This is a genomic window from Clavibacter californiensis (assembly GCF_021952865.1).
In the GTDB taxonomy this organism is placed as follows: Bacteria; Actinomycetota; Actinomycetes; order Actinomycetales; family Microbacteriaceae; genus Clavibacter; species Clavibacter californiensis.
Genome location: NZ_CP040792.1, coordinates 2,845,920 through 2,861,211, shown reverse-complemented (window position 1 = coordinate 2,861,211; position 15,292 = coordinate 2,845,920). Strand labels below are relative to the sequence as shown.

General features: G+C 73.0%; 11 protein-coding genes. 8 read left to right on the top strand and 3 right to left on the bottom strand.

Annotated features, from left to right (window positions below; genetic code table 11):
* The first annotated feature begins 76 nt into the window (after nt 1–76).
* The 6 genes from FGD68_RS13700 (at nt 77) to FGD68_RS13675 (ending at nt 7,795) form a co-directional block, all read left to right on the top strand.
* Complete coding sequence (locus FGD68_RS13700) at nt 77–1,273, top strand: PP2C family protein-serine/threonine phosphatase (protein WP_119373376.1); 1,197 nt, start codon at nt 77–79, stop codon at nt 1,271–1,273.
* Nucleotides 1,270–3,261 (top strand): glycosyltransferase family 2 protein, encoded by a 1,992-nt coding sequence (locus FGD68_RS13695; protein WP_119373377.1) that lies wholly within the window; start codon nt 1,270–1,272, stop codon nt 3,259–3,261. Before FGD68_RS13700 ends, FGD68_RS13695 begins: the two co-directional genes overlap by 4 nt.
* On the top strand, nt 3,258–3,596 hold the full coding sequence (locus tag FGD68_RS13690; RefSeq protein ID WP_104234944.1) for an STAS domain-containing protein: 339 nt from the start codon (nt 3,258–3,260) through the stop codon (nt 3,594–3,596). Before FGD68_RS13695 ends, FGD68_RS13690 begins: the two co-directional genes overlap by 4 nt.
* Nucleotides 3,586–4,035: an ATP-binding protein gene (locus FGD68_RS13685; protein WP_237609567.1), complete on the top strand. Its 450-nt coding sequence runs from the start codon at nt 3,586–3,588 to the stop codon at nt 4,033–4,035. The genes FGD68_RS13690 and FGD68_RS13685 overlap by 11 nt, the downstream gene beginning before the upstream one ends.
* Nucleotides 4,036–4,049: 14 nt before the next feature.
* Entirely contained in the window at nt 4,050–6,668 is a 2,619-nt protein-coding gene (opgC, locus tag FGD68_RS13680) for an OpgC domain-containing protein (RefSeq protein ID WP_237609566.1), read from the top strand.
* Nucleotides 6,669–6,853: 185 nt separating this feature from the next.
* Nucleotides 6,854–7,795 carry a ferritin-like domain-containing protein gene (locus FGD68_RS13675; RefSeq protein WP_104234941.1) on the top strand — a complete coding sequence of 314 codons (942 nt, stop codon included), beginning with the start codon at nt 6,854–6,856 and terminating at the stop codon, nt 7,793–7,795.
* Between the two features lie 84 nt (nt 7,796–7,879).
* On the opposite strand, the gene FGD68_RS13670 is transcribed toward FGD68_RS13675, so the two are convergent.
* A complete protein-coding gene (locus FGD68_RS13670) occupies nt 7,880–9,322 on the bottom strand; it encodes an amino acid permease (protein ID WP_104234940.1) in 1,443 nt (480 codons plus the stop codon).
* Between the two features lie 132 nt (nt 9,323–9,454).
* On the bottom strand, nt 9,455–11,668 hold the full coding sequence (locus FGD68_RS13665; protein ID WP_237609565.1) for a hypothetical protein: 2,214 nt from the start codon (nt 11,666–11,668) through the stop codon (nt 9,455–9,457).
* Between the two features lie 236 nt (nt 11,669–11,904).
* Between FGD68_RS13665 and FGD68_RS13660 the strand changes: the two genes are divergently transcribed.
* Both FGD68_RS13660 and FGD68_RS13655 read left to right on the top strand, forming a co-directional pair.
* Nucleotides 11,905–13,323: a glycoside hydrolase family 1 protein gene (locus tag FGD68_RS13660; RefSeq protein ID WP_237609564.1), complete on the top strand. Its 1,419-nt coding sequence runs from the start codon at nt 11,905–11,907 to the stop codon at nt 13,321–13,323.
* 96 nt (nt 13,324–13,419) lie between these two features.
* A complete protein-coding gene (locus FGD68_RS13655; protein ID WP_043588635.1) occupies nt 13,420–13,986 on the top strand; it encodes a LemA family protein in 567 nt (188 codons plus the stop codon).
* Nucleotides 13,987–13,996: 10 nt separating this feature from the next.
* Here FGD68_RS13655 and FGD68_RS13650 read toward each other — a convergent pair whose 3' ends face one another.
* Nucleotides 13,997–15,229, bottom strand: a complete 1,233-nt coding sequence (locus FGD68_RS13650; RefSeq protein WP_237609563.1) for a winged helix-turn-helix domain-containing protein — start codon at nt 15,227–15,229, stop codon at nt 13,997–13,999.
* Between the last annotated feature and the right edge of the window lie 63 nt (nt 15,230–15,292).

Sequence of the window (15,292 nt, the reverse complement as noted above, 5' to 3'; positions counted from 1 at the left end):
TCCGGGCACGTAAGCTGAGCGCGCCCGTGGAATCGGGTCGTGGACGGGGGTCCACGCCGGCGAGGTGGGGGCGGGGATGAGTCTGATCGAGGACGCGCGGTCGAGCGCATCGCAGCGTGCCGTCGAGGCCCTGGGACTGCTCGACGGACCTCCCGAGGAGCGCTTCGACCGGGTCACGCGCCTGGCTCGCACGGCGTTCGGCGTGCCGCTCTCGACCATCGGCCTCGCGGACCACGACCGCATGTGGTTCGCGTCGTGCGCCGGCGCCGAGCTCTCGGAGACGCCGATCAGCACCGTCTTCTGCGACACCACGGTGCGCGAGGAGCGGATCCTCGTCGTCGAGGACGCGCGGGACCACCCCGTCTTCCGGCACCTGCCCACCGTCGCGGGCGAGCCGCACATCCGCTTCTACGCGGGGCATCCGCTGCGGGACCCCGAGGGCCTCGTCCTCGGCACCTTCTGCCTGTACGACGTCGAGCCGCGCGCTCTCGACGCCGGCCAGCTCGCGCTCTTCGCCGAGCTCGCCGAGTGGGCGCAGCGCGAGCTCGTCGCGAACGCGGAGATGGAGCGCGCCCAGGCGGTCCAGATGGCGCTGCTGCCGGCCGCCGAGGTCGAGATCCCCGGCTACGACATCGCCGCCGTGTGCGTGCCCGCGCAGGTCGTGGGCGGCGACTTCTACGACTACGAGCGCACCGCGTCCGGACTCCGCTTCTCGATCGCCGACGTGATGGGCAAGGGCACGGGCGCGGCGATCCTCACGGCCACCGTCCGCGCCGTCCTCCGCGGCATCGCGAGCACCGCCGACCGCTACGGCGCGGGCGTCCTCGAGGACACGGGCCTCATGGTCACCGACGCCGCGCGCTCGCTCGACGCCGACCTCGACCGCACGGGATCCTTCGTCACGCTGCAGCACGGGCACCTCGACCAGGCCTCCGGACTCCTCCGCTACGCCGACGCGGGGCACGGGCTGACCATCGTCGTCCACCCGGACGGCAGCGTCACCCACCTGGACACGAGCGACCTGCCGGTCGGCATCGACGTCGACCACCGCTGGGAGGAGCGCCACGTGGTGCTCGGGCGCGGCGACACGTTCGTCACCTTCAGCGACGGCCTGTTCGACATGTTCGGCGGCAGCGCGCCCGCGTTCGGGTCGATCGGCCGCCTCGTGACCGAGGCCGGCGGCGTGCACGCGCTCGTCGAGCGCGTCCGCATCCTCGCCTCCGCCGGCACGCCGCTCGACGACGTGACCGTCCTCGCCGTGAGCCGCGCATGAGCCGCTCGACTCACCGCGCACCGACCACGGGCAGGTCGCCGCTGCGGTTCGCGTTCATCCGCCTCCTGGTGGTGGTGACGGCGATCCTCGGCTTGAACTACATCATCTGGCGGCTGCTGTTCTCCGTGAACACCGAGGCGCTCTGGATCGCGATCCCGCTCGTGCTCGCGGAGACGTACAGCCTCATCGACTCGCTGCTGTTCGGGCTCACGATGTGGCGGGCCCGCGACCGGCCCAAGCCGCCCGCGCCGCAGCCGGGCCTCACGGTCGACGTGTTCATCGCGACGTACAACGAGCCGCTCGACCTCGTGATGGAGACGGCGCGCGCCGCCCAGCGCATCACCTACCCGCACAAGACGTGGGTCCTCGACGACGGCGACCGCACCGAGCTCCGCGACCTGGCGGAGGCGGAGGGCATCGGCTGGATCACCCGCTCGGCCGACTGGTCGGGCCGCGCCCGCCACGCCAAGGCCGGCAACCTCAACAACGCGCTGCTCACGACCGAGGGCGAGTTCATGCTCATCCTCGACGCCGACCAGGTGCCCACGCCGGAGATCCTCGACAAGACCCTCGGCTACTTCGACGACCGGCGCATGGCGCTCGTGCAGACGCCGCAGGTGTTCGTGAACGTGCCGGACGCGGATCCTCTCGGCAGCCAGGCGCCGCTGTTCTACGGCCCCATCCAGCAGGGCAAGGACGGCTGGAACGCGGCGTTCTTCTGCGGCTCCAACGCGATCCTCCGCCGCGAGGCCCTCATGCTCCTCGGCGTCTCGCGCTACGTGACGGACATCGAGATCACCGTGTTCCGCGCGCTCCGGACTGCGGGCGACGTGATCGACAAGGCCTGCGAGGAGCTCGAGCCCGACCAGCAGGAGCTGCGCAAGGCCCTCGACGACGTCGCCTACGACGTGCGCCGCGCCCGCGCCGAGCTCCGCCGCGGCCAGGCGCTGGCGGACGTGACCTACCGCTTCCAGAAGCGCGTCGACTCCATCGCCGCGCGCATGGTGCAGGACGACATGGCGGCCCTGAACGCCGACCTCGCCGAGATCGCCGCGCTCGCCGGCCGCCACTCCGCCGCGCGCGACGCGGTGTCGCTCGTCGACGAGAGCGCCATGACGCGCCTCGCGCAGCGCGACTGGTCGCCGCTCGGGGCGCTCGACGCGGTGCGCGCGATCGTCCGCGACATCGACGTGCACCGCGACGACGACGCGCAGTCGATCATGCCGCTGGCCACCATCTCCGTCACCGAGGACATGGCCACCTGCATGCGCCTGCACGGGCTCGGCTGGAAGTCGGCGTACCACGACGAGGTCCTCGCCTACGGGCTGGCGCCGGAGGACCTGCCGACGATGCTCACGCAGCGGCTCCGCTGGGCGCAGGGCACGATCCAGGTGTTCTTCCGCGAGAACCCGCTGCTGCAGAAGGCGCTCTCCATCCCGCAGCGCCTCATGTACTTCGCCACGATGTGGAGCTACTTCTCCGGCTTCACCGCCATCGTCTACGTGGCCGCGCCCATCATCTACCTCGTCTTCGGCGTGCTGCCGGTGCAGGCGATCTCGACGGACTTCTTCATCCGACTGATCCCGTTCCTCCTCGTCAACCAGCTCCTGTTCGCCGTGGTCGGCCGCGGCAAGCGCACCTGGCGCGGCCAGCAGTACTCGCTCGCGCTGTTCCCGGTGTGGATCTCCTCGGTCACCACTGCCGTCGCCAACGTGTTCTTCCGCAAGCCCCTCGACTTCGCGGTCACCCCGAAGGTCCGTGCCGCGAGCGGGAAGCCGCGGTGGGACCTCGTGAAGCCGCAGCTCTACGTCATCGGCGCGCTGATCGTCGCGTCGGCGATCGGCCTGCTGCGCCTCGGGGTCGGGCAGGCCACGCCGCTCGGCACGTTCACCAACCTCGCGTGGGTCGTCTTCGACCTGGCGATCTTCAGCATCATCATCCGTGCGGCCCGCTACAGGGGCTTCACGCCGGCCAAGGAGGACGCATGATCGACATCGCAGTCAACGAGCAGGGCACGCACGTGAGCGTCGTCAGCCCCACAGGTCGGCTCAACATGGTCTCCGCCCGGCAGCTCACGACGGTGATCACCGAGGTCATCGACGGCGGCCGGCCGTTCGTCGTCGTGGACCTCGGCGGCACCGACTTCATGGACTCCTCCGGCCTCGGCGCCCTCGTCTCCGGTCTCAAGCGCGCCCGGCAGGCGGGCGGCGACCTCCGGCTCGCCCGCCCGAACGCGCAGGTGAAGGCCGTGCTGGAGCTCACGAACCTCAACCGCGTCCTCACGGTGCACGACTCGCCCGAGGGCGTGTTCCGTGACCGATGAGGGCATGACGCACCCGGCGCCGCCGGTGCGCGCCAACGTCACGCTGCCCGCCGTCGAGGAGAGCCTCGGCGCCGTGCACGCGGTGATCGCCGCGGTCTGGGACCAGGCGTCCGACGTGAGCGACGAGGAGCGGATGCTGTTCGAGACGGCCGTGGTGGAGATCGCGGGCAACGTCGTCGAGCACGGCGTCTCGGTGGGGGAGCGCGCGGGTTATCCCGTGACGTTCACCATGACCGTGATCTGCCAGCACGACCGCATCGTGGCGCTGTTCGAGGACGACGGGAAGCCCGCCATCGTCGACCTCACGCGCGTGTCCATGCCCGACGACCTCAGCGAGAGCGGCCGCGGGCTGGCGCTCGCCCAGGCGGTGCTCGACGACCTCACCTACGAGCGCACCGACGGCAGCAACCGCTGGCGGCTGGTCCGGCTGCGCGGCTGATGCGCGGCGGGGGGATGCGGGCACGCGGGGGCGGGCGCACGCGGGGACGGATCGGCGGCTGGGCCGCGGCCATGGTGGCGCTCGCGATCGCGGTCGTCCCGGCGACGGCGGCGCTCGCCGTGCCCGCGGCGCCGCAGGCGGGATCGCCCCGCGCGGCCGCGCCCGCGGCACCCGCCGACGAGGTCGACCTCACCCGCGCGCCCGCCGCGCCGTGGTTCGGCGGCATCCTCGACTGGACGGCCGACGACGCGCAGAGCTACGCCGACCGCCTGGGCGCGAGCCCCGCGGTGCTCGGCCAGTCGGTGCGCTACCCGCTCGGATCCGACGACGTCACCTACCTCGACCAGTTCGCGCAGCAGGCCGCGCAGCAGGGATCGCTCCTCTTCCTCACGCTCGAGCCGACGAAGCCGCTCGCCGACCTGACGGCGGCGGACGCGACCGCCCTCACGGGCCGGCTCGAGGCGCTGCGCGAGCGCTACGACTCCCGCGCGCTCGTGCGGTTCGCGCCCGAGATGAACGGCTCGTGGACCCCCTGGGGCCAGCAGCCGACCGCGTACATCGCGGCCTTCCGCCAGGTCGCCGACGCCGTGCACGCGTCCGACGCGGGCGCCGTCACCGTGTGGTCGCCCGCCTACGCGGCCGGCTACCCGTTCGGATCCGCCGACGGCCTCACGGACGCGTCCGGCACCCGGTCCATCGCGGAGCTCGACACCGACGGCAACGGCCGCGTCGACGTGGACGACGACGCCTACCGGCCCTACTACCCGGGCGACGACGCCGTCGACTGGGTGGGCCTGTCCGCGTCCCACTTCGGCTCCGAGCAGGACTTCACCGTCGGGCAGCCCACGAAGGACTACCTGGGGAGCGAGGTGATCCCGCAGCAGTCGTTCGGCGAGAACGTGGTGCCCGAGGACGGCAAGTTCGGCCGCGAGCTCGCCGGCGAGTACGGATACGCCGACCAGGGCGGCGCGGGGCGCGACTTCGCGGCCGAGTGGATCGAGGGCACCGGCAAGCCGGCCGTCATCGAGACGGGCGCCCTCTACGACCCGGCCCGCACCGACGGCGCGAGCGAAATCGAGATCAAGAGCGCGTGGTGGGACCAGGTGCTCTCCGCCGACATCCGGGCCGCGCACCCCGGCATCGGCATGGTGGTGTGGCGCGAGGTCCAGCGCACGGAGGCGGAGGCCGACGGCGCCGTCATCGACTGGCGCGCCACGGGGGATCCGCCCATCGCGTCCGCCCTGCTCGCGCACCTGGATCCCGCGACCGCCACCCTCGGCGCCGTCACGCAGGTCTTCGACCAGGAGCGCGCCAACGTCGCGACCGCGCAGTACCGCGACCCGGGATCGCCCGAGGACGAGCAGATGGGCTGGATCGTGCTCTGCGCGGTCGTGCTGCTCCTGCTGTTCGTGATCTCCGGGCCCATCGGCCGCCTCAAGCCCGGCTGGCGCTACCCCGACGAGAACTCGCCCCGCGACCGCCGCCTCGACCTCTTCCGCGGCTGGACCATCGTCGCCGTGGTCATCACCCACATCGAGGTGGCGAGCCCGTACTCGTACGTGACCATCAACGCGATCGGCGCCATCACGGGTGCCGAGATGTTCGTGCTGCTGTCCGGCCTCGTGCTGGGCATGGTCTACCCGCTCGCCATCAAGAAGCTCGGCGAGATGAAGGCCCTCGTCTCCATCCTCCGGCGCGCATTCAAGCAGTACATCGTGGCGATCGCGGTGGTCGTCATCGTCTTCGCCCTCACCTTCGTGCCCTTCCTGGACACCGACGTGATCACCACGTTCACCGACCGCGGCACCGGCGCCGACGGCAAGGTCTCGACCGGCCAGGTCTACGACCTCTACCCGAACGGCGCGCGCCTGCTCGACTACCCGCCGCCCTGGTACGCGATCCGCGACCTGCTGCTGCTCCGCATGGGCCCGTGGGTGTTCAACATCATGGGCCTGTTCGTGGTGCTGACCCTGCTCGTCCCCGCAGTCGTGTGGCTGCTCCGCCGCCGCATGTGGTGGGTCGTGCTCATCGTCAGCTGGACCGGGTACCTGCTCAACGCGCAGTTCGACATCCGCGTGCTGCCGTCCATGTTCGAGGACGTGTTCCCGCTGCTCACATGGCAGGTCGCGTTCCTCAACGGCATGGTCATCGGCTACTACCGGAAGCAGATCACGCGCGCCCTCACCGGCCGGCTCGGCCGCGTGCTCGTGACGATCGGGCTGGTGGCGTACGTCGGCTCGCTCGCCGTGCTCTGGGCCGGGCACACCTACGGCGTGCAGCTGCCGGGCGTGCCTGACGGCCTCTACTCGTCGCTGTACGAGTCGATGTACCAGCGCACGTTCCTGCAGCCCGGACGCCTCATCGACCTCGCGCTGATGCTCGTGGTCGCGTACACGTTCCTCACCCGGGTGTGGAAGCCCGTGGACCGCGCGTTCGGCTGGTTCTACACGCCGCTCGGATCCGCGAGCCTCTACGTCTTCATCGTCCACGTGTTCTTCGTCCTGATCGTCGGCAGCCTGCCGTTCCTCGACAGGTCGAATCCCTGGCAGGGGACAGTGGTCCACACCCTCGTGCTGGCGGCGATCTGGTTCATGGTCACGCGGAAGGTGCTCTTCAAGGTCATCCCGACCTGATCCGCGACCCGCAGATCCGTGCGCCCCCGGGCCAATCCGAGGAGAGCCGCGTTCCGAAGTGTTCGTGACATCCGGCGAAACAGTGCGTCGCGCCTCTACCCGGATGCCAACCACTCGTTTAGCGTTCGAACCACCACGCGCTCGGTATCTGGGATACGGACGCGCCGATCAAGGGAGCTCAATCCATGTTCGACAAGAAGTTCATCACCCAGGCCATCGACCGGAGCGCGCAGTCGCCGCTCGACCGTCGTCGCTTCTTCAGCGCAGCGGGCGTCGCGGGTCTCGGCGTCGGCGCCGCGGCCCTCCTCCCCGCGACCGGAGCCCAGGCGGCCGACGCCCAGGCCGAGGCCGACTCCGGCCAGGCGACCGACCTCGCCGTCCTCAACTTCGCGCTGAACCTCGAGTACCTCGAGGCCGAGTTCTACCTCCGCGCCTCCACCGGCGCGGGCCTCGTCCCGAACGACATCTCCGGTGTCGGCACGGCCGGTGGCGTCACGGGCGGCCGCCAGGTCCAGTTCAAGGACCGCGCCATCCGCGAGTACGCCCGCGAGATCGCCCAGGACGAGAAGGCCCACGTCAAGTTCCTGCGCTCCGCGCTGGGCTCGGCCAAGGTCGCCCGTCCGGCCATCGACCTCGACGCGGCCTTCTCGGCCGCGGCGACGGCCGCCGGCCTCATCAAGCCGGGCCAGAAGTTCGACGCGTTCGCGAGCGACGAGAACTTCCTGCTCGCGTCCTTCGTGTTCGAGGACGTCGGAGTGACCGCCTACAAGGGCGCCGCCCCGCTCATCACGAACAAGACGTACCTCGAGGCGGCCGCCGGCATCCTCGCGGTCGAGGCGTACCACGCGGGCATCATCCGCACGTCGCTGTTCGCGAAGGGCCTCGCGGCTCCGACGAACGCGATCTCGGACGCGCGCGACTCCCTCGACGGGTCCACGGACCTCGACCAGGGCATCACGGTCTCGGGCGGCGCGAACCTCGTGCCGACCGACGCGAACGGCATCGCGTTCAGCCGCACCACGGGTCAGGTCCTCAACATCGTGTACCTGAACAACAAGGCCGTGACCAAGGGCGGGTTCTACCCCAACGGCGTCAACGGCGGCATCAACACCAGCGGTGCGAACTAGCCAGCAGGAGACATGCAGCAGGGGCGCCGCCCACCTCGCGAGGTGGGCGGCGCCCCTGTCGTCGTGCGTGCGGATCCGCGCCGGTCAGCGCCGGTTGCGTGGGCTGTCCGGCGCGAGGACCGAGTTGCGGCGCGAGTACGTGAGGTAGATCACGAGGCCGATGACGAGCCACACCGCGAACCGCACCCACGTCTCCCACGGCAGCGACGACACGAGCCACAGCGAGAAGCCGATGCCGATGATCGGCACGACGGGCATGGCCGGCAGGCGGAACGCCCGCGGGATCTCCGGCCGCTTGTAGCGCAGCACGATCACGGCCGCGCACACCACCACGAAGGCCAGCAGGATCCCGATGTTCGTCAGCTCCGCCACCACCGTGATGGGCAGGAAGCCCGCGAACAGGGCCGAGCCGATGCCGATGATCCACGTCACGCGCGTCGGCACGTTGCGCTTCCGGTCGGTGACCGCGAACCACTTCGGCAGCAGGCCGTCGCGGCTCATCGAGAACCAGACCCGGGACGCCCCGAGCATGAACGTGAGCATCACGGTGACGACGCTGACGATCGCGCCGACCGCCACCACGTTCGCCACCGCGGGCAGGCCCACCGACTCGAACGCGGTCGCGAAGCCGCTCTCCGGGTTGATGTCGCTGTACTTCTGCATGCCCGTGAGGACGATGGTCGCGAGCACGTAGAGCACCATCGCGATCGCGAGGGACAGCAGGATCGCCTTCGGCATGTGCTTGGTCGCGTCCTTCGACTCCTCGGCCGCGGTGCTCATGGCGTCGTAGCCGAACACCGCGAAGAAGACGGTGGCGGCGCCCGTGAAGACGCCGGCCGCGCCGAACGGGAAGTACGGCTGGTAGTTGGCGCCGGTGATCTGCGTGAAGCCGATGACGACGATCACGAGCACGAGCGTCACCTTGAGTCCCACGAGGTACAGCTCGAAGCGGCCGACGCTCTTCATGCCGCGGGTGAGGACGAACGCGGTGCCGAGGCAGAGGATCACGGCGAACAGGTCGACCACGTGGCCGTCGCCCGTGCCGGCGGCGCCGAGCATCCAGGCGGGGAGGTCGACGCCGAACTGGTCGAGGAGGAAGCCCGCGTAGCCGGAGACGCCGATGGCGACGACGCCGACGATGGCGGTGTACTCCAGCAGCAGGTCCCAGCCGATGAACCAGCCGACGATCTCGCCGAGCGCCGCGTAGCCGTAGGTGTACGCGGATCCGGCCTTGGGGATCATGCCCGCGAACTCCGCGTAGGAGAGGGCGGCAGCGGCGCTCGCGATGCCGGCGATGAGGAAGGAGATGAGGACCGCGGGGCCGGCGGTCTGGTTCGCGACCGTGCCCGCGAGCGTGAAGATGCCGGTGCCGATGATGCCGCCCACGCCGATCGCGGTGAGCTGCCACAGGCCGAGCGAGCGGGTGAGGCCGCCCTCCTCGGTCGCCGCGCCGGGCTCCGCCTCGATGGCCTCCACGGGCTTCCGCCGCGTGAGCGCCGCCCAGAGGGACGTGCTCGATGTGCTCATGCAGGACTCCTGCCGTCGGGGCCGCGCGGGCCGGGTCGAGGCCGCCGGAGCCGGCGACGGACCCAGTGTGGCCCCGGCCGACGATCCGCACCAGGTGCGGCGCGGCAGCGGGACAGCGGCGGGGGACGGGTGCTACAGGCGCTGGAGCGAGGGCTCGACCACGCGGATCCAGAGCCACACGGCGACGCTCACCGCGGCGAACGCCCCGGCGACGACGAGGGCGGTGATCCAGACCTCGGCGGGCACCCCGCTCGCGGTCGTGGCGACCGCGGCGAACGCGAGCGTGAGCACGGCGACGCTGACGACGGCCCAGAGCGGCAGGGAGCGCAGCAGGAGCGAGCGGCCGAGCACGAGGGACACGGGCGCGAGCGCGAGGGCGGCGGAGCTGAGCGAGGCGAGCGTGACCACGCTGAGCAGCTCGTTCGCCAGCTGCGGCCACATGGCGCCGTCGGCGGGGACGAAGCCGTAGAGGATCCATGCCAGGAGGCCCAGCGTCGCGAGCGACCCCGACTGCACCAGCGCGAGGCGAGCGCGCGATCGGTCGTCGCGGTCGTCGGCGACGAGGCCGAGGACCTGGCCGATGACGATGGGCGGGGCCAGCCCGAACGCCCGCGACGCGAGCAAGGCTGTCGCCGACAGGACGAGGAGGGCGGGCACGGCGCGCACACGGGCGGGTGCGGCGCCGACGCGGCCGGCCACCGCGGCGACGGCGACCACGCCGACGCCGTTGACGACGGCGAGGCCCACGAGGGCGGCGAGGAAGAGGCGGACGGCGTTGGGGTCGGATCCCACGGGCAGCGAGAGCGCGGCCAGGGCGGCGGCGAGAGCGAGGGCCGCCGCGGCGGCGCTCCAGCGGCCGGCGCGGCCGGGCTCGCGGGCGGGACGGGCTCCGAGGAGCGTCGGCGCGGGCTCCCGGCGGGCGGGCACGGGGATCGGCGCGGAGTCGAGCCGCCCCGGCACGATGCGCAGCTGGCCGGTCGTCGCGGCCGAGTCGGTGAACGCGGCGGCCGCGGCCCGGGTCGTGAGGGCGCCGGCATCGCCGCGGGGCACGATCCTCAGCGGCGTCACGTCCTCGGCCGCGCGGTGGCGGCCGCCGAAGCGCGCCACGAGCGCCCCGCGGAGGAGGAGGGCGGGGAGGGTGACGAGCAGCACGGCGCCGAGCGCGAGGAGGAGCGGGAGGAGGCCGCGTCCGTCGGTGAACGCCGCGGGCAGCGGCTGGAGCGAGGTGCCGAAGCGCGTGGGCGCGTTCCAGGTGCCGGGCGCGGCTCCCACGGGCGCGGATCCGGAACCGGGCGCGCCGTCCGGTCCGGGCGCGGTGCCGGTCGCGCCGCCGCCCCCGCTGCCCTCGCCGCCGGAACCGGAACCGGATCCGGGTGCGGGAGCCGCCTGCGTGCCCTCGGGCGAGCTGGTGGCCTCGGGCGTGGGGGTCGCGGGAGGCGTGGTCGCGCCCGGGGTGGGCGAGGAGGAAGGGGTCGCGACCGTGACGTCGACCTCGGCTGCCAGCGTGCTGATGTTGCCGAGCGGATCCGTGACCGTCGCCGTGATCCCGAGCGGCCCGGGCGGCAGCGTGCCGGTCGTGCACGACCAGCGACCGCCGGCGACCTGCGCCTGGCACGCGGCGTCGCCGTAGCCCGTCAGGTAGGCGCGCACCAGGGCGCCGTCCTCGTCGGAGGTGCCGGAGATGGTGATCCCCGTGGCCTCGACCGTCGCTCCCGCCGCGGGGGCCGTGATGACCGCGGCGCCGGGCGCGGTCGTGTCGAAGCTGCCCGTGCCGCGTCCGACGGCGGGCGTGCCCGAGCTCCACGGCGTGGTCTGCGTCGCGGTGACCGGGACGCCGGTGCCGGAGGGCGGCGGCGGGGCGAGGAGGCATGCCCACGTGCTCGAGGCGCCGACGGTCGCGCGGCAGGCGGCGGATCCCGAGCGCGCGTCGACGATGGCGCCCGGGTATCCGGTGCCGCTGACGAGCCCGGTGGTCACGACCGAGAAGCTGTTGACGCCGGGTGCACGCAGGACGGACGCGGTGGCGGTGGCCTCCTGCCCTCCCGCGGTGACGCGCACCTGGCTCTGCCCGTCCGGGACGCCGGTCGCGGTCGCGCGCCAGGTGGTGGAGGACGGGAGCGTCACGGCGGCGGGCACGCTCGCGATGGTGACCTGCACGTCGGCGCCCGCGGGTCGCGTGCCGGTGACCGCGATGGCGCCGTCGGTCGAGAAGGCGGGCGTCTCCACCGTCGGCGCGGGGGCCAGCGCGCCGGAGGGGACCGGGCTGGGCGTGGGGGTCGGGGTCTGCGTGGCGGCGGAGGCGGCGACCGTGCCGCCGGCGGTGAGCGCCGCGAGCAGCAGGAGCACCGAGGCCGTGCGTGCGAGCCGCTGCCGGGATCGACGGACACCGCCCGCCCCACCCCCCGTGGACGGACGATCCTCGTTCCTCGCCAATTGCTGCACCGTGGTCCCATTCAGACGGGTGCATCCGGGCGTGTCAACCGCACGCACCGACCGTGACGGAAGTGGTACGGGAACCTGTGCGCCGCGTGCCCGGCACCGGTGGGCGGGGTGTGCGTCGTCGGTGCCCGATACTGGCTCAGGTGACCCCTCGCGACGCCGCCCCCGACCGCCCGACGCCGACCGAGCTGGCGGGTCTGCTCGCGGGCGGCCCGCGCATCGGGGTGAGCACGAGCGCGACCAAGGTCGAGGGCCGCGCGCACGAGGGCGGTCGCACCGAGTCCGTGTGGGACGCGTTCGCCCGACGGCCCGGCGCGGTGGCCGACGGCTCCGACCCGGAGCGCGGCGCCCGGCACCTGGAGAGGTACCGGGAGGACGTCGCGCTCGCGACCGAGCTCGGCGTCGACGTCCTCTCCTTCTCCCTCTCCTGGTCCAGGCTCCAGCCCGAGGCGCGCGGGGGCCTCCGCCGTGAGGGCATCGCGTTCTACGACGAGCTGGTCGACGCGCTGCTGGCCGCGGGGATCCGCCCACGCGCCGCCCTGCACGACCACGACCTGCCCGTCGAGCTGCAGGATCGCGGCGGCTGGCTCCACCGCGACACCGCGCTGCGCTTCGGCGACCTCGCGTACCTCGCCGCGGAGGCCCTCGCCGACCGCGTGCCCGACTGGGTCACGCTCCGGACGCCCGCGCTCACGACGATGGCCGGCCACGTCACGGGCACGCACGCGCCCGGATCCCGCCTCGGGCTCGACGCGCTCCCCACCGTGCACCACCAGCTGCTCGCCCACGGACTCGCCGTCGAGGCGATCCGCGGCTCGCGCTCCGCCGCCCGCGTCGGCATCGTGAACGCCCATCGCGTCGTCGAGGCCGCCTCCGCGGACGACGACGACCGCGCCGCCGCCGCCGTGGCGCGCGCCCTGCACCAGGACCTCTTCGCCGACGCCGTGCTCCTCGGCCGCTACCCGGACCTCGCCGGTCCGCACGCCGAGGCGTTCGAGCGGCTCGGGCGCGTGGATCCCGCCGATCTCCGCGTCATCGGCCAGCCGCTCGACCACTACGGCGTCGCGCTCGCCGACCCGATCCGCGTGGCCGCGGTGCCGCGCCTCGTCGCCGGATCCACCGCGATCCCGTTCGCCGAGCTGCCCTGGACCGACCACCCGGCCTCCCTCGACGGCCACCCCGTCGCGCCCGATCTCGTGCCCGCCGTGCTCGCCGACCTCCGCGCGCGCTACGGCGACGCCCTGCCGCCCGTCGTGCTCGCGGGCCTCGACGCCGCGCACCCCGAGCAGGTGGACGACCGCGACGGCTCCCGCCGGGATCCGCGCCGGGCCCACGCGATCTCCGACCACCTCGTGCAGGCGCTCGCCGCCGTCGCGCCGGGCGGGCTGGCGGAGGGCGTGCGCCTTGAGGCCGTCGTCGCCGGCAGCCTCCTCGACGGGTTCGAGTGGGAGGAGGGACGCGCGCATCCGCGCGGCCTCGTGCACGTGGATCCCCGCACCGGCGACCGCACGCCCCGCTCCTCCTACCGCTTCCTCCGCGACACCCTGCGCGAGCGCGGCTGACGCCGGCTCCGGGCGGGGCCCGGAGACGCCCCAGAACGGGTGCGCGGGCCCCGGATCCCCCGGGTCCTCCCCAGACCCGCGCGTAGGATCCTGAGCATGGAATTGTGGATCGCGCTCGGAGTCGTCGTGCTCCTGGCAGTTCTCGTCGGCATCTACCTCTGGGCGACGTACAACGCCCTCGTCACCCTCAACGTCCGCGTGGACGAGGCGTGGAGCGACATCACGGTGCAGCTGAAGAGGCGCGCGGACCTGCTGCCGACCATCATCGAGTCGGTCAAGGGCTACGCGAACCACGAGCAGAAGGTGTTCGAGAAGGTCGCGTCCGCGCGGACCGAGACGATCAGCGCCGCGAGCCCCGCGGAGGCGAGCACGGCCGAGGAGCATCTGCAGGGCGCGATGAAGTCGCTGTTCGCGGTCGCCGAGGCGTACCCGCAGCTCCAGACGAGCCAGACCTTCCTGCAGCTGCAGGGCGAGCTGGTGGACACCGAGGACCGGATCCAGGCGTCGCGCCGCTTCTACAACGGCGGCGTGCGCGAGCTCAACACCAAGATCACGCAGTTCCCGAACACGCTCTTCGTGCGCGGGCTGGGCTTCGGCGAGCGGGACTTCTACGAGGTCTCGAGCCTCGCGTCCATCGCCGAGCCGCCGCGCGTCCAGTTCTAGCGACGGCGCCTCACGCCTCCTCCGAGGCGGCAGCGACAGCGGGCAGGTGCGCCCGGAGCGACGCGGCGAGCGTGCCGCGGTCGACGACCCCGACGCCCTCGAGCCCCTGCCACGCGGCAGCACGCTCGAGGAGCGGCGCGATGCGCTCCGCGACGGCCGCGGGATCGTGCCGCCCCTCGATCCACGACGCCTGCACGCGCAGCAGGCCCGCCTGCCGGTCGCTCTTGAGGTCCACCCGGGCGACGATCTCGTCGTCCATCAGCACCGGCAGCACGTAGTAGCCGTGCACGCGCTGCGCCGCCGGCGTGTAGATCTCGATCCGGTAGTGCAGGTCGAAGAGGCGGAGCGCCCGCTCGCGGAACCACACGACCGGGTCGAAGGGGGAGAGCAGGGCCTCGCCGCGGATCCGCCGGGGCAGCCGAGCGTCGCGGTGCAGCCACACGGGCAGCGGCTTCCCGCGCGCCTCCCAGCCGCGCACGGCGACCGGCAGCACCTCGCCCGCGTCGGCGAGGTCGCGGAGCGCGCGGTCGGTCGCGGCGCGGGACAGGCGGTGGTAGTCGCCCAGATCGGCGGCCGTGCCGATGCCGTGCGCGACGGCCGCGCGACGCACGAGCTCCCGCACGGCGTCCTCCTCGGGCACCTCACGCGCGAGGACGTCGGCGGGCTGCACGTCCTCCGCGAGCCCGTAGACCCGCTCGAACCCGCGGCGTCCGGCGCTCGCGATCTCGCCCCACGCGAACATCGCCTCGAGCGCGCGCTTCACGTCCGACCAGCCCCACCACGGACCCGTGCGGACGTTGGACTCGTGCTCGATCGCGCTCGCGGGCACCGGACCGGTGCGGGCGAGCTCGGCCCGCACCTCGGCGATGAGCGGCAGGTGCTCGGATGCCCACGAACCGGGCCGCGTCCGCCGGGCCCGCTCCGCCTCCATCCGCCAAGCGAACAACGGCAGGTCGTCGACGGGCAGCACGGCCGCCTGGTGCGCCCAGTACTCGGTGTACGCGCCACCGCCGCCGAACAGCATCCGGTCGAGCGCCGCCCGGTCGTAGGGCCCTACCCGGGCGAGCATCGGCAGGTGGTGGCTGCGCTCGAAGACGTTGACGGAGTCGATCTGCAGCAGCCCGAGGCGCCTGATCTCCGCGGCCAGGCGTCGCGTGCCCGCCGCCGCCGGGCGTGGCCGACCGAGCCCCTGTGCTCCCAGGGCCACGCGGCGGGCGAGGGCGGGGGAGACGATGTCGGCCATGGTGCGACGCTAGCGGCGACCCCCGACCGGGCGGCGGGGACCGGGCGGCACCGGCCCGGCGGG